This is a genomic window from Streptomyces sp. NPDC049887 (assembly GCF_040656535.1).
Taxonomy (GTDB): domain Bacteria; phylum Actinomycetota; class Actinomycetes; order Streptomycetales; family Streptomycetaceae; genus Streptomyces.
The window spans coordinates 79,427-95,685 of record NZ_JBFAMM010000027.1 but is presented as its reverse complement, the minus strand read 5'-3'; the positions used below and the strand labels follow the sequence as shown (position 1 = coordinate 95,685).

Annotated in this window: 15 protein-coding genes; 5 read left to right on the top strand and 10 right to left on the bottom strand. The window is 71.9% G+C overall.

All coding sequences use genetic code 11. From position 1 onward, the window contains the following. Position 1 precedes the first annotated feature (1 nt). The gene (ureA, locus tag AB0J10_RS27455) at positions 2 to 943 is read right to left on the bottom strand and encodes an urease subunit gamma (RefSeq protein WP_363065147.1); all 942 of its coding nucleotides are present in this window, start codon (positions 941 to 943) and stop codon (positions 2 to 4) included. Positions 944 to 1,133: 190 nt separating this feature from the next. Between ureA and AB0J10_RS27450 the strand changes: the two genes are divergently transcribed. After that, positions 1,134 to 2,582 carry a cytosine permease gene (locus AB0J10_RS27450; protein WP_363065146.1) on the top strand — a complete coding sequence of 483 codons (1,449 nt, stop codon included), beginning with the start codon at positions 1,134 to 1,136 and terminating at the stop codon, positions 2,580 to 2,582. Positions 2,583 to 2,804: 222 nt separating this feature from the next. Here the strand turns inward: AB0J10_RS27450 and AB0J10_RS27445 are convergent, their stop codons facing one another. The 7 genes from AB0J10_RS27445 to AB0J10_RS27415 all read right to left on the bottom strand — a co-directional run bounded on the left by AB0J10_RS27445 (position 2,805) and on the right by AB0J10_RS27415 (position 9,952). Continuing rightward, a complete protein-coding gene (locus tag AB0J10_RS27445; RefSeq protein ID WP_363065145.1) occupies positions 2,805 to 3,893 on the bottom strand; it encodes a branched-chain amino acid aminotransferase in 1,089 nt (362 codons plus the stop codon). A 261-nt stretch (positions 3,894 to 4,154) separates the two neighbouring features. Further along, entirely contained in the window at positions 4,155 to 5,195 is a 1,041-nt protein-coding gene (locus AB0J10_RS27440; RefSeq protein WP_363065144.1) for a 3-isopropylmalate dehydrogenase, read from the bottom strand. A gap of 127 nt (positions 5,196 to 5,322) precedes the next feature. After that, positions 5,323 to 5,469 (bottom strand): hypothetical protein, encoded by a 147-nt coding sequence (locus AB0J10_RS27435; protein ID WP_167745991.1) that lies wholly within the window; start codon positions 5,467 to 5,469, stop codon positions 5,323 to 5,325. A gap of 305 nt (positions 5,470 to 5,774) precedes the next feature. Beyond that, positions 5,775 to 6,332 carry a GNAT family N-acetyltransferase gene (locus tag AB0J10_RS27430; RefSeq protein WP_363065143.1) on the bottom strand — a complete coding sequence of 186 codons (558 nt, stop codon included), beginning with the start codon at positions 6,330 to 6,332 and terminating at the stop codon, positions 5,775 to 5,777. A gap of 399 nt (positions 6,333 to 6,731) precedes the next feature. Then, positions 6,732 to 6,968 (bottom strand): hypothetical protein, encoded by a 237-nt coding sequence (locus AB0J10_RS27425; RefSeq protein ID WP_363065142.1) that lies wholly within the window; start codon positions 6,966 to 6,968, stop codon positions 6,732 to 6,734. A 148-nt stretch (positions 6,969 to 7,116) separates the two neighbouring features. Next, complete coding sequence (gene pruA / locus AB0J10_RS27420) at positions 7,117 to 8,748, bottom strand: L-glutamate gamma-semialdehyde dehydrogenase (RefSeq protein WP_363065141.1); 1,632 nt, start codon at positions 8,746 to 8,748, stop codon at positions 7,117 to 7,119. A gap of 277 nt (positions 8,749 to 9,025) precedes the next feature. Beyond that, positions 9,026 to 9,952, bottom strand: a complete 927-nt coding sequence (locus tag AB0J10_RS27415) for a proline dehydrogenase family protein (RefSeq protein WP_363065140.1) — start codon at positions 9,950 to 9,952, stop codon at positions 9,026 to 9,028. Positions 9,953 to 10,135: 183 nt separating this feature from the next. Here AB0J10_RS27415 and AB0J10_RS27410 point away from each other — a divergent pair, with 183 nt between their 5' ends. The 4 genes from AB0J10_RS27410 (at position 10,136) to AB0J10_RS27395 (ending at position 13,143) form a co-directional block, all read left to right on the top strand. After that, positions 10,136 to 11,452: a helix-turn-helix domain-containing protein gene (locus AB0J10_RS27410; RefSeq protein ID WP_363065139.1), complete on the top strand. Its 1,317-nt coding sequence runs from the start codon at positions 10,136 to 10,138 to the stop codon at positions 11,450 to 11,452. Between the two features lie 234 nt (positions 11,453 to 11,686). Beyond that, positions 11,687 to 12,058, top strand: a complete 372-nt coding sequence (locus AB0J10_RS27405; RefSeq protein WP_363065138.1) for a hypothetical protein — start codon at positions 11,687 to 11,689, stop codon at positions 12,056 to 12,058. Between the two features lie 3 nt (positions 12,059 to 12,061). After that, a complete protein-coding gene (locus tag AB0J10_RS27400; RefSeq protein WP_363065137.1) occupies positions 12,062 to 12,766 on the top strand; it encodes a hypothetical protein in 705 nt (234 codons plus the stop codon). Beyond that, positions 12,763 to 13,143 (top strand): peptidase inhibitor family I36 protein, encoded by a 381-nt coding sequence (locus AB0J10_RS27395; RefSeq protein ID WP_363065136.1) that lies wholly within the window; start codon positions 12,763 to 12,765, stop codon positions 13,141 to 13,143. Before AB0J10_RS27400 ends, AB0J10_RS27395 begins: the two co-directional genes overlap by 4 nt. Positions 13,144 to 13,286: 143 nt before the next feature. Here AB0J10_RS27395 and serA read toward each other — a convergent pair whose 3' ends face one another. Further along, positions 13,287 to 14,888, bottom strand: a complete 1,602-nt coding sequence (serA, locus tag AB0J10_RS27390; protein ID WP_269728230.1) for a phosphoglycerate dehydrogenase — start codon at positions 14,886 to 14,888, stop codon at positions 13,287 to 13,289. Between the two features lie 287 nt (positions 14,889 to 15,175). Next, positions 15,176 to 16,177, bottom strand: a complete 1,002-nt coding sequence (gene ilvC / locus AB0J10_RS27385; protein ID WP_138052993.1) for a ketol-acid reductoisomerase — start codon at positions 16,175 to 16,177, stop codon at positions 15,176 to 15,178. Between the last annotated feature and the right edge of the window lie 82 nt (positions 16,178 to 16,259).

The following is a 16,259-nucleotide window of genomic DNA, read 5'->3' as shown; positions in this document are numbered from 1 at the left end:
GTCACTGGTCCTCCTCCGGCCGGCAGGGCGCCTGCTGCCGGGACTCCCGTGGTTCGGGGTGCTGGTGGGCGGGATCGTGCGGGCCGGGTTCCCCGGGAGCCGCTTCCTCGGGAGCCGCGTCCCGCTGACCGGTCCTCTGCCGAGCGGCACTCTGCTGCGCGGCCCTGCGCCGAGCGGTCCCCCTCCGGGCGGAGTCCGGCACGGCGGACTCCGGCACGGCGGACTCCTGACCGACGGTGTTGGGGTCGAGGGGTCGCCGCCGGCCGGTGGCCCCGAGATAGCCGCAGGCGGCGGCCCGGTGCAGGGCCTGCTCCTTCGCTCCCGGAGCGTCGAGCGGGCCGTCGACCAGGCCCGCGAAGCCGATCGCGACCCGGTCGCCGCCGATCGGCACCAGCCCGACCCGGACCTCGTCGCCGGGGCCGAAGCGGACGGACGAGCCCGCGGGAACGCAGAGCCGCATGCCGTAGGCCGCCGCCCGGTCGAAGTCGAGCCGGGGATTGGCCTCGAAGAAGTGGAAGTGGGAGGTGACGCTGACCGGCACGGCCGCGGTGTTGCGCACCGTGAGGCGCACGGCCGGCTCCGGCTCGGGGTCCGCGGGGCCGGGGAGCACGGCGCCCGGCGCGGAGTCGCCGAGACTGCCGCCTCCGATCGGATCGGGGACGACAGCCAGCCGTGATCCGTCGTCGAAGACGGCCTCGACGTGGACCTCGGTGACGACGTCGGCGACGCCGGGGAGTACGTCCTCGGGGCCGAGCACGCGACGGGCCGCCTCGACGGCCTCGGCGAGCCGTCGGCCGTCCCGGGCCGCCTCGCAGACCGTGTCGGCGATCAGCGCGGTGGCCTCGGGGACATTGAGCCTGAGCCCACGGGCACGCCGGGCCCTTGCCAGTTCGGCCGCGCCGAACAGCAGCAGCCGGTCCCGTTCGGTCGGGGTCAGTCGCACGTCACCACGCCTCCCTGATGGCCCGCCGGGCCCTCGCGCTGGATGCACCACACCGGAATTTGCTCGTCCGGTTCCGGATGTTCGAACGTCACTCTAACCCCGACTTCAGCGCACGGGAAGCATTGACGCGAGGGCGACACCGGGTCCACATTGAGCAGCACTCAAATCTTGCCCGACGAAGGAGAGCCGGATGCCGATCGAACAGCGCGGAGTCGACACCGTCCCCGAGGCGGAACGGACGAGTGGCCCCCGCGACCTGGTGGCGATCCTGCTGGGCTCCAACCTGTGCCTGGGTGTGATCGTCTTCGGCTGGTTGCCGGTGTCCTTCGGCCTGGGACTCCGGGACGCGGTCACCTCGGTCGTCGCGGGCACCGTCGCCGGTGTGGCCGTGACGGCGCCGCTCGCACTCGTGTCGCTGCGCACGGCGACCAACCTCTCCACGTCCAGCGGCGCGTTCTTCGGCGTGCGTGGACGGCTGATCGGCTCGGTCGTCGGGCTCCTGCTGTCCCTCGGCTACACCGCTCTGACCCTGTGGATCGGTGGCGACGTCATGGCGGGAACCCTGGCACGGGCGCTCGGCCTGCCGGGCGGGGGCACCACCCACGCACTCGTCTACGGCCTGCTGGCCGCACTCACCGTCGTCGGCGCGGTCTTCGGCTACCGACTGCTGCTGCGGATGAGCAGGATCCTGTGCGTCGGCATGACCGTGCTCCTCGCCCTGGGTCTGGCGGCCTACGCTCCGGACCTCACCACGGCGGCGCCGGCGGGCACCCCTTACCTGCTCGGCTCGTTCTGGCCCACCTGGACCCTGTCCGCCGTGGCCGCCGGACTCAGCGGGCCGATCGCGTTCATCACGCTCCTCGGCGACTACACCCGCTACATCTCCCCCGGGCGCCACAGTCCACGGGCCGTGCTGACCGCCACCTGTCTGGGCCTCTTCGCCGGACTGCTGATCCCCCAGTTGTTCGGCACCGTGACCGCGCTGGCCGCCCGGGCCTCGGCCGACTACGCGGGGCCCCTGGTCGAGGCCGCCCCCGCCTGGTACGTCCTGCCGCTGCTGGTGGCCGCCGCGGCCGGCTCTGTCGGCAACGCCGGACTGATGCTCTACTCGATGGGCCTCGACCTCGACGCGATCCTGCCCCGGGCCGGCCGCACGGCGGCCACCGTGATCGTCGCCCTCGTGGCCACCGCGTTCGTCTTCCTCGGGCACTTCGCCTGGGACGCGCGGTCGGCGATGACCTCGTTCGTGCTGCTGCTCACCGCGATCGGCACACCATGGGCCGTGATCACCCTCATGGGTCACCTGCGCTGCCGCGGCCGCTACGACGCCGACGCGCTCCAGGTCTACAACCGGCGTGCCCGGGGCGGCGCGTACTGGTTCCGCGCCGGCTGGGAGCCCCGGGCAACCGCCGCCTGGGCACTCGGCGCGACCGTCGGCCTCCTCGCCGTGTCGACCCCGTTCCACGAAGGCCCACTGCTCGGCCTGACCGCGGGTGTGGACTGCAGCTTCGTACTGTCGGGCCTGGTGGGTGGGCTCACGTACGGGGTGATCCGGCCCCGCCGGCCCCGGATCGACGCCGGCGGGGCGCCCGCCGCCGCCCAGGGCCGGGCCGAGCCGGCGGCGGCCGGTTCGTCCTGAAGCCGCCGCGAGAGCGGGTCGACCGGTGCGGGGGCGGGTTCGTCCGGGCCCGGAGACCCGTGCGGCTCTCCGGGCCTCCGCACGGGAGGGGCGACGGATGCGGCCGCACCGCCGTGACACCGCGACCGCGCGGCACGGACGGGGCCCCGCGGTCCCCGCGGCGGGCGCGGGCGGTGCGGAGCGCTTCCCGTACCGCCGGGCCCGGTGGGTGGGACCGGCGGCTCAGCCGAGCTCGTGCATCCAGCCGTGCTCGTCGGCGGCCGTGCCGGTCTGGACGTCCAGGAGCGCCTTGCGCAGCTCCATCGTGACCTTGCCCGGCTCGCCGTTCGACTGGGTCCACTCACCGCCGGTGGACTTGACCGTACCGACGGGCGTGATGACGGCGGCGGTGCCGCAGGCGAAGACCTCGGTGAGGGTTCCGTTCTCGGTGTCGCGCTTCCACTGGTCGGTGGTGATCCTGCCCTCCTCGGACTCGTATCCGAGGTCGCGGGCGAGCGTGAGCAGGGAGTCGCGCGTGATGCCGGCGAGCAGCGATCCGGTGAGCTCGGGCGTGACGATCCTGTCCCCGTACACGAAGTACAGGTTCATACCGCCCATCTCCTCGACGGTCCGGTGCTCCAGTGCGTCGAGCCAGACGACCTGGTCGCAGCCCTTGGCCGCGGCCTCGGCCTGCGCGAGGAGGGAGGCGGCGTAGTTGCCTCCGGTCTTGGCGAAGCCCATGCCGCCGGGGACGGCGCGGACGTAGTTCTCCGACAGCCAGACGGAGACGGGCTTGACGCCGCCGGGGAAGTACGGGCCGGCCGGCGACGCGATGACGATGAACAGGTACTCGTTGGCCGGACGGACGCCCAGGCCGACCTCGTTGGCGAACATGAACGGGCGCAGGTACAGGGAGGCCTCCCCGCCGTGCGCCGGGACCCACGCCTTGTCCTGCTGGACCAGGGCGTCGCAGGCCTCGATGAAGGTCTCCACCGGCAGTTCCGGCATGGCCAGGCGGCGGGCGGAGAGCTGGAAGCGCCTGGCGTTCGCGTCGGGCCGGAAGGTGGCGACCGAGCCGTCGGGCCTGCGGTAGGCCTTCAGCCCCTCGAAGATCTCCTGCGCGTAGTGCAGGGTCATGTTGGCCGGGTCGATCGACAGCGGGGCGTACGGGGTGAGCTGGGCGTCGTGCCAGCCGCGGCCCTCCGTCCACTTGATCGTCACCATGTGATCGGTGAAGTGGCGGCCGAATCCCGGATTGGCCAGGATCGCCTCGCGCTCCGCGTCGGACAGTGGGGTCGAGGAGGGCTTGAGCTCGATCGAGGGCGTCGTCATGTCTGCGTGTCCTTCACCGTTTGGTTGTGACGGACCGCGCTCACGTCTGTACGTCTGCTCGCCCTGCGTACGGCAGTACGAGGACGTCCGAGCTTCCCCGCATGGTGCGGCCCCACGTTCGATTATCGCAGTGCGTGGGGACCGGAACGGAACAGCGTGGGCTGCGGCCCATGACTTGATGGTGGCACCCGGGGACCGCACAGGAGAAGCCGCCGGGTGCGTGTGCGACCCGGCGGCTTCGAGGTTTCGAGAGTCGAGGGGTCAGCCCGCTACCCGTACGGCGAGCGCGTCGCCGATCTCGTCGGTGGTGCGGGTGGTGCCGTCCCGCTCGGCCAGGTCGGCGGCGACTGCGTCCTCGATGCGGACGGCCTCGGCCTCGTGACCGAGGTGACGCAGGAGGAGTGCGACGGAAAGGATCGTGGCCGTGGGGTCGGCCTTGCCCGTGCCGGCGATGTCGGGCGCCGAGCCGTGGACGGGCTCGAACATCGACGGGAATTCACCCGTCGGGTTGATGTTCCCGGAGGCTGCCAGGCCGATACCACCGGTCACGGCGGCGGCGAGGTCCGTGAGGATGTCACCGAAGAGGTTGTCGGTGACGATGACGTCGAAGCGCTCGGGCTGGGTGACGAAGAAGATCGTCGCGGCGTCGACGTGCAGATAGTCGGTGGTGACCGCGGGGTACTCCAGGGCGACCTCGTCGAAGATCTTCTTCCACATGTGGCCCGCGTGGACGAGGACGTTGTTCTTGTGAACCAGCGTCAGCTTCCTGCGGGGGCGGGCGTCGGCCCGCGCGAACGCGTCCCTGACGACCCGCTCGACGCCGTACGCCGTGTTGACGCTGACCTCGGTGGCGACCTCCGCCGGCGTGCCGGTGCGCAGGGATCCGCCGTTGCCGGTGTAGGGACCCTCGGTGCCCTCGCGGACGACCACGAAGTCGATCTCGGGGCGGCCGGCCAGCGGGGTCGCGGTGTTCGGGAAGAGCTTCGACGGACGCAGGTTGACGTAGTGGTCGAAGGCGAACCGCAGCTTGAGCAGCAGCCCCCGCTCCAGGACCCCGGACGGCACGGACGGGTCGCCGATCGCTCCGAGGAGGATCGCGTCGTGCTGCCTGAGGGAGTCCAGCTCCGCGTCCGGGAGGGTCTCGCCGGTGCGGTGCCAGCGCCTGGCACCGAGGTCGTACTCCTCGGTCTCCAGCTTCACGTCCTGAGGGAGCACGGCCGAGAGGACCTTGAGGCCCTGGGCCACGACCTCCTGGCCGATGCCGTCACCGGGGATCACTGCGAGATTGAGGCTGCGAGACATATCCGCACCGTACTCCCCGTCCCATCGGATGACACGCGATGTCCATCATGCGGACGCGTCGGGTTCCGCCCGGCACCGGGGCCGGTGGGGCCGGTGGCCCCCGGGCGCCACCGGCCGGGCCTGCCGGTCAGTGGCCGGTCTCGCCGCCGTTGTCCCTGCGGTCGAGGGCGCGCTGCAGGGCGGCGGCGGCGTTCGCGGCGGCACTCCTGCGGTCGGATTCGCTCACCCGGGGTGTGTGACGGACGCGGCGGCGGAGAAGGGTCTGCTCGGACATGGTCGACTCCTTGAGATCGGGAACGATCGAAGGCGCCGGAAGGGGCGGGGAGCGGGCCGCAGGGGTTGCCTGCCTCGGGGCTCCGGCTCGGGCCGCCATTCGCTGGATCGAGCGAGACGTTCGGCTCCTACAAAGCTAAGGGAGCGGAGCCTCGCTGTCTCCACAATTAGTCGGACTTCCTACTATCTGAGACGCGATCTTGAAGAAGCGCTGGTGGGGGCGCCCCTGCCCGGAAGAGGCCCGGGCACCTCCGGCGTACGGCCGACGAAGGGTCAACTGGGCCCGCTCCCCCGGCGGGTGACGGGTCAGAGCACGTCGCCGTCCCGCCAGTCGAAGAGCAAGGAGGCCGCATCCGGGTCCGGAACGGCGCGGCCGGGCGGCTGCCGGAGGAAGGTGGAGTCCTCCTCGTCCGGCAGGGGGACGACGCCGTCGGGGCCCAGGGTCCCGATCCGGCCACGCCACAGCTGCCAGCCGCGGGAGCGGTACAGCTCCGCGCCCTCGTCGGACGCCGAGAGCGCGCCGAGTTCGTACGCTCCGTCGATCACCCTCTCCAGCGCGCCCATCACCCGCCCGCCCAGCCCCTGGCGGCGGCGGTCGGCCCGGACGGCGACCGCCTCGACGTAGCCGACGCGGTACGAGCGTCCGCGGTGCACCACCCGGCGCATGATCACACTGCCATGGGCGGCGAGGCCGTTCCGGTCTCGGATGAAGGCGTGGACACCGCCGAGGCCGTGGGACCAGTCGTCGTCGTCGAAGTCGCCGTCGAAGGCGACGTCGAGCAGGGCGCGGATCTCGCCGAGGGCGGCTTCGGACAGCTGGTAGGTGTGGGCCGTGCGCAGCGACCCGGTCGTGTTGTCCGTCATGCGGGCAACTCTGTCAGTCCCGGGCGGTCCCGCTCCTCCCGAGGCCCGTCCCGGCGTCGGTAATCCGCCATCCCCGGGGGCCCGGTCGGGCCCGCGCTGCATCGCTCCGAGCCGCCGCACGGGGCGTCCCCGTCCGGCCGGGCGGGGCCCCGGGCGATCCGGCTGTACGCGGACGGCCGGGTCCGCCGCTTCGCGGGCTCGCCGGAGCGATCAGGCCACGAGCGGGCGGCGTCCGGGGCGTACCGAGTCGTGGGGCGCCGCTGTCAGCCCGCGAGTGCGAGTGCGAAAAGGCCGAGGCCCTCCTCCCCGCCGCGATCGGGCCGGACCCCGGCGGGTCGGGGCCGGTGCCCGGGCCCGTGGCCGGGCCCCCGCCCGCGCGACGCGCCCCGACGCCGCGTCCTACCGGGAAGTGGCCTTCTCCAGCTGGTCGGCGACCCGCCCCACCCAGTCGGTGAACTCCTCGCGGTGGTGAGCCTCATCCCCGCACAGCGCCGCGACCTGCGGATCCGTGATCCGGTCAGGTCCCGCCGCCAGGAGCCGGTGCAACTCCTTCATCACGGAAGCGAGTCGCCGCGCATCGGAATGCTCGATGGCGTCGACCCCGTGACCGGGACCGAGAGTGGTGGAACCAGGCATGGCGTGCCTCCTCGCGCGGGCCCCCTCCCCAGCAGCGTAAGCCCGCTCCCGGCCGGACGCCGGACGTGAGCCGCCCCCGGCCGGTCCGTGGGGAACCGGCCGGGGGCGGTGTTCACGGAGCCGGGCCGTGCGGCCCGGCACGCGGGCGTCAGCCCATGTGCGGGTAGCCGTACTCGGTCGGCGGGACCAGCGTCTCCTTGATCGCGCGGGTCAGCGTCCAGCGCATCAGGTTCTGCGGGGCGCCCGCCTTGTCGTTGGTGCCGGAGGCACGGCCGCCGCCGAAGGGCTGCTGGCCGACGACGGCGCCGGTCGACTTGTCGTTGATGTAGAAGTTGCCCGCGGCGTAGCGGAGCTTGTCCATCGTGTACGCGGTCGCCGCTCGGTCACCGGAGATGACCGAGCCGGTCAGCGCGTAGGCCGACACCGACTCCATCTGCTCCAGCATCTCCTCGTACCTGTCGTCCTCGTAGACGTGCACCGCGAGGAACGGGCCGAAGTACTCGGTGGTGAAGACCTCGTTCGCGGGGTCCGTGCACTCGACGACCGTGGGGCGGACGAACCAGCCCTCGGAGTCGTCGTAGGTGCCGCCGGCGACGATCGTGCAGGTCGGGTCTTCCTTGGCACGGTCGATCGCGGCCTTGTTCTTGGCGAAGGCGCGCTCGTCGATGACGGCGCCGACGAAGTTCGTCAGGTCGGTGACGTCACCCATCCTGATGCCGTCGACCTCGGTCGCGAACTCCTCCTTGAAGCCCGAGTTCCAGATGGAGGCCGGGATGTACGCACGCGAGGTCGCGGAACACTTCTGGCCCTGGAACTCGAAGGCGCCGCGGGTCAGCGCGGTCTTGAGGATCGCGCGGTCGGCGCTCGGGTGCGCGACCACGAAGTCCTTGCCGCCGGTCTCGCCGACGATGCGCGGGTAGGAGCGGTACTTCTCGATGTTGTTGCCGACCGTCTTCCACAGGTGCTGGAAGGTCCGGGTCGAGCCGGTGAAGTGGATACCGGCCAGGTCCGGGTGGTTCAGCGCGACCTCGGAGACGGCGATGCCGTCGCCCGTGACCAGGTTGATGACGCCCTTGGGCAGCCCGGCCTCCTCCAGCAGCTCCATGAGCAGCACGGCGGCGTGGGTCTGGGTCGGGGACGGCTTCCAGATCACCACGTTGCCCATCAGGGCCGGGGCGGTGGGCAGGTTGCCGGCGATGGCCGTGAAGTTGAACGGCGTGATCGCGTAGACGAAGCCCTCCAGCGGGCGGTGGTCCAGCCGGTTCCACACACCCGGGGAGTTGGCCGGCGGCTGCTCGGCCAGGATCCGGCGGGCGTAGGCGACGTTGAACCGCCAGAAGTCGACCAGCTCGCAGGGGGTGTCGATCTCGGCCTGCTGCGCGGTCTTCGACTGGCCCAGCATCGTGGAGGCGGCCAGCGTCTCGCGCCAGGGGCCGGCCAGCAGCTCGGCGGCGCGCAGGATGATCGCGGCGCGGTCGTCGAACGACATCGCGCGCCACGCCGGGGCGGCGGCGAGGGCCGCGTCGATCGCGTCCTGCGCGTCCTGCTGGGTGGCACCCCGGAAGGTGCCGATGACGGCCTGGTGGTTGTGCGGCTGGACGACCTTGAACTCCTCGCCGCCACCCATGCGCTTCTCTCCGCCGATGGTCATCGGGAGGTCGATGGGGTTCTCGGCCAGCTCCTTGAGCTTGGCCTCCAGCCGGGCACGCTCGGCCGAACCGGGAGCGTAGCCGTGCACCGGCTCGTTGACGGGGGTGGGGACCTGGGTCACAGCGTCCATGGCTACCTCTTCCGAGTGAATAGCTGACTCCAGCCGGGAGCAGCTGAAGCGGTGGCTTGCGTTGGGTCGCGGTCAGGGTCGGGGCCCGGCCGTCACGCGCCCGCCGCGGCGGGTGACGGAGAAGCCCCCTCGGGGCGGAGTCACGAGTTCCGTAACTCCCTTGCACGGAAACGGGTCCGGCCCGGTCGGCCGAAGGGCGCCGGCTGTCGCCGTCCGGCTCGCGTCCGGGTGATGACGGTCGGCGCTCCCTCTCCGCATCAGTTCTTGGCGATCATCATCAGTTCTTGGTGATCATCGAGCGGACGAAGAACAACAGGTTGGCCGGCTTCTCCGCCAGGCGGCGCATGAAGTAGCCGTACCAGTCGGTCCCGTACGCCGTGTACACCCGCATCCGGTGCCCCTCGGCCGCCAGGCGCAGGTGCTCGTCGCTCCGGATTCCGTACAGCATCTGGAACTCGTACTCGTCCAGTTTGCGCCCGGCGCGGCGCGCGAGCTCCTGGCTGACGGAGATCAGTCGCGGGTCGTGGGACCCGATCATCGGGTAGCCCGTGCCGTCCATCAGGACCTTCAGGATTCGGACGTACGCCTTGTCGACCTCGGCCTTGTCCTGATGGGCGACGGAGGCCGGCTCCTTGTACGCGCCCTTCACGATACGCACACGGCTGCCGTTGGCGGCGAGGCGGCGGGCGTCCTCCTCGGTGCGGAAGAGATATGCCTGGATCACGCACCCGGTCTGCGGGAAGTCCTTCCGCAGCTCCTCGTGGACGGCGAACATCGAGTCCAGGGTGGTGTGGTCCTCGGCGTCCAGGGTGACCGTGGTGCCGATCGCGGCGGCGGCCTCGACGACCGGGCGGACGTTCTCGAGCGCCAGCTCGTGACCGCCCTCCAGGGACTGGCCGAACATCGACAGCTTGACCGACATCTCGGCCCTGGTGCCCAGCCCCAGGGGCTCGAGGTGCTCGATCAGCCGCAGATAGGCGTCGCGCGCGGCGGTGGCCTGCTCACGGGTGGTGATGTCCTCGCCCACCACGTCCAGGGTGACCTCGAGCCCCTTGGTGGTGAGATCGGCGACGATCGGGATGACCTGATCGACCGTCTCTCCGGGGATGAAGCGGTCGACGACCGGCTTCGTCATCGGCGCGGCCGAGACGAGACGACGCATCCTGTCGCTGCGTGACGCGGCGAGGATCACGGGACCCAGCACGGGCACCTCCACGGAACACGGGTAGCAGGGGGCCGGAACCGACTGCGCGGTGTACGGCACGGATAACCACCGTGAAACCTAAATATCGCTCCGGCGCCGGGCCATCGACACCTGTCACGCATCCAGCCGCACCTCTTCAGACATTTGTCTGAAGAGGTGTCCACCCGATGGGAGAATGTCCGGGTGAAGGGCGATTACCAGGAACTGGTGGACGAGATATCGGGCCTGCTGGGCGTCCCGGCGACGCTGGAGAACCGGGACTTCGAACTGATCGCCTTCGGCGCGCACGACAGCGACGACGACAGCGCCATGGACCCCGTGCGCACCCGCTCGATCCTCACCAGGAAGTCGACCCCCGCGGTGCGCTCCTGGTTCGAGGGCTTCGGCATCACCAGGGCGACCGGCCCGGTGCGGATCCCGGCGGCCCCTGAGGCCGGTGTCTTCCGCGACCGGATCTGCCTCCCCGTCCGCCATCGCGGGATCGTCCTCGGCTACGTGTGGCTGCTCGACGCCCGGCCCGGGCCGACGGCCGGGCAGCTGACCTCGGCCATGCAGGTGACCGACCGGATCGGTGCCCTGCTCGCCGACGAGGAGAGGGCGGGCACGGATCTGTCCCGGGAGTTCCGCGCCGTGCTCACCGCCGAGCGCGGCTGGCAGTACGACATGGCCCTCGCGGCCCTCCGCACGGCGCTCGGGACTGCCGCCGAAGGGCTCCACACCGTGGTGTGCGTGGCCCCGTGGTCCTCCGGGGACGCCCCGTCGGCCCGCGCCGTCGCCGGGGCGGCGGCCCTGTGCACGGTGCCCTGGCCCTGGGCCGCCGGCCCCGCGGCGGGGCGCTCTCCGGAATCCCCCCACGCGGGCGGCGGTGCCCCCGGCGACCCGGGCCGCGGTGCCACGGCCTCCCCCGGCAGGACCAGGAAGGGCGGACGCGGCGGACCGAGGCCGAACGAGGCGTCTCCCACGGTCACGGACCCGGCCGGTGACGGCGCTGAGGGCGGGCACGCCCTCGCCGTCCTGCTGCGACTGCGCGCCGCCGACGTGCTCGCGCCCGCCCTCACCGCGGCCGGACGGCTCTCGGAGGACGCCGCATCGGCAGCCGCGGGTATCGCCCTGCCCCGCCGGGGCGTGGGCGACCTCGCCGCGTCCTGGCGGGAGGCCGCCTCCACCGCTCGCGCCGTCCTCGCCGAGCCCGGGCTCGGCCCGGTCGCCGACTGGTCCTCGATCGGGCCGTACCGACTGCTGACCGCGCTGCCCCCGGGCCGGTCCCGCGACCCCTCGGCCGCGGCGCTGCTCACGCCGGTGCATGCCGAACTCGCCCGTACCGCCGAACTGTTCCTCGACTGCGCCGGTCAGGCGGGCCGTGCGGCCTCCGCCCTCGGCATCCACCGGCAGACCCTCTACTACCGCCTCTCCCGGGTGGAGCAGCTCACCGGGCTCGATCTCGACGACGGCGAGGACCGGCTGCTGCTGCACATGGCCCTGAAGGCCGCCCGACTGTGACCCGGGGCGCGGGGACGAGGCCCTGGCCGGGAGTCGACGGCGGCGGCCGGGGCAGCGGGGGCGAGGCGAGGCCAGTGCTCCCCTGCCAGACGCGTTGACCTGCAGAAACGCTCCTTCCGGGGTGTCCCGTCCCCCTTCGGGTGAACGGCGCATGACGGTGATCGGGGCAGGGCAGCTTGATCGCGTCCTCCCGTCGCCAGGGACGGGGTCCTCCACCGCACTCCGGGAATCGCCATGCTCCGCAGGTCCGCCCTGTCCGCCGCAGCACTCGCCGCCGCCCTCTCCCCCGCGCTGCTCCCCGCCCCGGCGGGCGCGGTCCCGGTCGCGCCCGCCGCCCCCGGCCAGGTCTGCTTCTGGACCGCGGCCGGACAGCATGGCACCGGATGGTGCTACAGCCCGCCGGGTTACCGGGACGTCCCCGGCTTCCTGCACGACAACGCCGCCTCCTTCCGCTCCGACGTCAACCGCGACGTGTACGCCATCGACTGGGCCCGCGGCACCTGCTACGCCCGGCTGATCCGCGCCTACGACCACAGCGACAACTGGTCCTGGGGATCCCGGATCGACGGGGTCGCCGACACCGATCAGGGCTGCGAGGCCGGCTGAGCCGTGCGTGCCCTGCGAACCGCCTGCGCCGCCGTCGCGGCCCTCGTCCTCGCCGGATGCGCGGCCGGGTCCGCCCGCACCGCCCCGGCCCCTCCGGCGAACGGACGGGAAGGGGACGCCCTCATCCGGTACGCCCAGCAGGTCCTGGTCGACCGGTGCCTCGCCGGACGGGGCCTGACCACGGCGGGAAGGCCCGCGTCACCGGAGGAGAGCGGTCGGCTCCAGGCCGCGCTCTTCGGCGCGGGTCCCACGGAGCTGTCCCTCACCCTGCCCACCGGCCACACCGTTCGGGCCCACACCGACGGCTGTCTGGCCGCCGCCCGGCACACCCTCTACGGCGACCAGCGCCGCTGGTTCCGTGCCGAGGTGACCGTCAACAACCTGGGCGCCGAGGCCGCCGCGCGGATGCGCGCCGATCCGGCCCACCGGGCGGCGCGAGCCCGGTTCGTCCGCTGCCTGAAGTCGGCCGGTGAGTCGCCGACGCGCGCCGGGGACACAGCCGCCCTGCAGAGGTGCCGCCGCGGGAGCGGGCTGGCGTCGGCGGAGGCCCGGCTCGAACCGGTCCAGCTCGCCGAGGTCCGCTCCCTCCGGCGGGACCAGCTGACCGTCCATGAGCAACTGCGCACCGGCGCACTGCACCGCGCGGCGGAGATCTCCGCCGCACACCACCACGGGAACAACCCAGAGAAAGGTCCTTCATCGCCATGACCGTGAAGCGCACCCTCGCCTCCGCGGCGACCGCCGTACTCCTGCTGACCGGCGGGCTCGCCGCGGCCGCCGCACCGGCCGGCGCCGCCGACTGCCCGAGCGGTGAGTTCTGCGTCTGGGAGAACGCCCACTTCGCCGGCCAGCGCGCCAACTGGTCGGGAGACGACCGCTGGTGGGAGAGCTGGATCGCCGACGAGGACTCTTCGTGGGCGAACCACGGCATCTCCGGGCCCGGTATCAAGGACCACGTCAAGGTGTACTCGAGCGCCCACCTGGGCGGGCACATGACGATCTGCCTGGCGCCGGGACAGGAGGTCGGCTACAACGGCGCGGCCAACGACAACGGCGACTCCCACACCTGGGCGATGGGCTGCTGACCCGCCCCGAAGGTGTCCCCGCGCCCCGCGCGGGGACACCGGTCCTCGGCTGCACCGTGCCGGAACGCGGCGCACCCGCCCCCGCGGAAGCCCGTGCGGGACGGGCGTCGCGGAGACGGGTGCGGGTGCCTGCGGAACCGGCCTCAGGCCGTGAGGTTCACCGAACGGGCCGAGGTGGCACCGATCTCCTCGGCGATCTCGTTGAGCACGTTCTGCGGCACGGTGTCGTCGACGGTGAGCACGACCAGCGCCTCGCCGCCCTCCTCCTGGCGCGAGACCTGCATGCCGGCGATGTTGAGCCCGGCCTCGCCGAGGATGCGGCCGACGGTGCCCACGACGCCCGGACGGTCCTCGTAGCGCGCGACGACCATGTGGTCCGCCAGCGCCAGGTCGATGTCGTAGTCACCGACGGCCACGATCTTCTGCAGGTGCTTGGGCCCGGCCAGCGTGCCCGAGACGGCGACCTCCTCGCCGCCCGACAGCGTGCCGCGCACCGTCACCACGTTGCGGTGGTCCGGGGACTCCGAGCTGGTGGTGAGCCGGACCTCGACGCCGCGCTCCTGAGCGAACAGCGGGGCGTTCACGTACGACACGGTCTCGTCGATGACGTCCTCGAACACGCCCTTCAGCGCGGAGAGTTCGAGCACCTTCACATCGTGCTGGGTGATCTCGCCGTACACCTCGACATCGAGCCGGACCGCGACCTCGCCCGCCAGCGCTGTGAAGATCCGGCCGAGCTTCTCGGCGAGCGGCAGACCGGGGCGGACGTCCTCGGCGATGACACCGCCCTGGACGTTGACCGCGTCCGGTACCAGCTCTCCGGCGAGGGCGAGGCGGACGGACTTGGCGACGGCGATACCGGCCTTCTCCTGGGCCTCGTCCGTGGACGCGCCGAGGTGCGGGGTGCAGACGACCTGGTCGAACTGGAACAGCGGGGAGTCCGTGCACGGCTCCTTCGCGTACACGTCCAGGCCCGCGCCCGCGACCCGGCCTTCCTTGAGTGCGCTGGCCAGCGCCTCCTCGTCGACGATCCCGCCGCGCGCGGCGTTGACGATGCGGACGGTCGGCTTCACCCGGTGCAGCGCCTCGTCGCCGATGAGGCCGAGCGTCTCGGGGGTCTTGGGGAGGTGGACGGTGATGAAGTCCGAGACCTCGAGCAGCTCGTCCAGCGTGAGCAGCTTGACGCCCATCTGCGCGGCGCGCGCGGGCTGTACGTAGGGGTCGTACGCGACGATCTTCATGCCGAAGGCGGACATCCGCTGGGCGACCAGCACGCCGATGCGGCCGAGCCCGACGACGCCGAGGATCTTCTCGCTGAGCTCCACCCCCGTGTACTTCGAGCGCTTCCACTCGCCGTTCTTCAGCGCGGTGTTGGCCTGCGGGATGTTGCGCGCGGTGGCCACGATCAGACCGCAGGCGAGCTCGGCGGCGGTCACGATGTTGGACGTCGGCGCGTTGACGACCATGACACCGGCCTTGGTGGCCGCGGAGACGTCCACGTTGTCCAGGCCGACTCCGGCTCGCGCCACCACCCTGAGCTTCCTGGCGGCGGCGATGGCCTCGGCGTCGACCTTGGTGGCGGACCGCACCAGCACGGCGTCGACATCGGCGATGGCGGGGATCAGCTCGGCGCGGTCCGCGCCGTTGCAGTGCCGGATCTCGAAGTCCGGACCGAGCGCGTCCACGGTGGCGGGCGACAGCTCTTCGGCGATGAGTACAACGGGTTTACGGGGCGCAGTGCTCACGTGAGTCCTCACTGGTCCAATGCGGACGGCCGTCCCGACGGCCGCTGGCGGTGGAGGGGCTAGCCGCGTGGAAGACGCACGACGCTGTGGGCCTGACCTGACGCGTATGTACTGACCACTCTAGTGGTGCGGGAGGGCGTCTATTCCGCCTTGGCGGAAGGATCACCCGTCCGGGTTGGACTTGCTGTCCAAGGACGGTCCCGGGATGCGGCGCGAGGGGCTGCGGGGACCGCCGGGGTGCCCTGGACGACGTGCGGCGGGCCCCCCAGGGCCCGCCGCACCGAGGCTCACGCCTCCTCGTTGTCCACCCAGCTCATGAGCTTGCGCAGCTCCTTGCCGGTGGTCTCCAGCAGGTGGTTCTCGTCCTGCTTCTTGTACTCGTTGTACTTCTTCAGACCGCCGTGGTACTCGTCCATCCAGTTCTTGGCGAAGGTGCCGTCCTGGATCTCGCCGAGGACCTTCTTCATCTCGGCCTTGGTCTGGTCCGTGATGATGCGGGGGCCGGTCACGTAGTCGCCCCACTCGGCGGTCTCGGAGACGGACCAGCGCATCTTCTCCAGGCCGCCCTCGTACATGAGGTCGACGATCAGCTTCAGCTCGTGGAGGCACTCGAAGTAGGCGATCTCCGGCTGGTAGCCGGCCTCGACCAGGGTCTCGAAGCCCGCCTTGACGAGCGCGGCGGTGCCGCCGCAGAGCACGGCCTGCTCGCCGAACAGGTCGGTCTCGGTCTCCTCGGTGAAGGTGGTCTTGATGACGCCGGCGCGGGTGCCGCCGATGCCCTTGGCGTACGAGAGCGCCAGCGCGAAGGCGTTGCCTGTCGCGTCCTGCTCGACGCCGGCGATGCACGGAACGCCGCGGCCCTCCTCGTACTGGCGGCGCACCAGGTGGCCGGGGCCCTTGGGGGCGACGAGCGCGACGTCCACGCCGGCCGGGGGCTTGATGAAGCCGTACCGGATGTTGAGGCCGTGGCCGAAGAAGAGCGCGTCGCCGTCCTTCAGGTTGTCCTTGACGGACTCCTCGTACACCTGGGCCTGGATCGGGTCCGGGACCAGGATCATGATGACGTCGGCCTCGGCGGCGGCCTCCGACGGCGTCACCACGCGCAGGCCCTGCTCCTCGGCCTTGGCCTTGGACTTGGACCCCTCGTGCAGACCGACGCGGACGTCCACACCGGAGTCACGCAGCGACAGCGCGTGGGCGTGGCCCTGGCTGCCGTAGCCGATGACCGCGACCTTGCGGCCCTGGATGATGGACAGGTCGGCGTCGTCGTCGTAGAACAGCTCGGCCACTGGGTTTCTCCTTGGGTGTTCCGGTGTTGCGTCCCACCGTACGGCGGGGAGCGATGAGGGGGTCTGGGGGTCTCGCCATCCG

Bases quoted from the DNA above. Each gene is read 5' to 3' on its own strand.
- pruA (WP_363065141.1), bottom strand. From the start codon at position 8,748: ATGGACGCTGTGACCCAGGTCCCCACCCCCGTCAACGAGCCGGTGCAC.
- AB0J10_RS27440 (WP_363065144.1), bottom strand. From the start codon at position 5,195: ATGTCTCGCAGCCTCAATCTCGCAGTGATCCCCGGTGACGGCATCGGC.
- AB0J10_RS27445 (WP_363065145.1), bottom strand. From the start codon at position 3,893: ATGACGACGCCCTCGATCGAGCTCAAGCCCTCCTCGACCCCACTGTCC.
- AB0J10_RS27435 (WP_167745991.1), bottom strand. From the start codon at position 5,469: ATGTCCGAGCAGACCCTTCTCCGCCGCCGCGTCCGTCACACACCCCGG.
- AB0J10_RS27430 (WP_363065143.1), bottom strand. From the start codon at position 6,332: ATGACGGACAACACGACCGGGTCGCTGCGCACGGCCCACACCTACCAG.
- AB0J10_RS27450 (WP_363065146.1), top strand. From the start codon at position 1,134: ATGCCGATCGAACAGCGCGGAGTCGACACCGTCCCCGAGGCGGAACGG.
- AB0J10_RS27395 (WP_363065136.1), top strand. From the start codon at position 12,763: ATGACCGTGAAGCGCACCCTCGCCTCCGCGGCGACCGCCGTACTCCTG.
- AB0J10_RS27405 (WP_363065138.1), top strand. From the start codon at position 11,687: ATGCTCCGCAGGTCCGCCCTGTCCGCCGCAGCACTCGCCGCCGCCCTC.
- AB0J10_RS27425 (WP_363065142.1), bottom strand. From the start codon at position 6,968: ATGCCTGGTTCCACCACTCTCGGTCCCGGTCACGGGGTCGACGCCATC.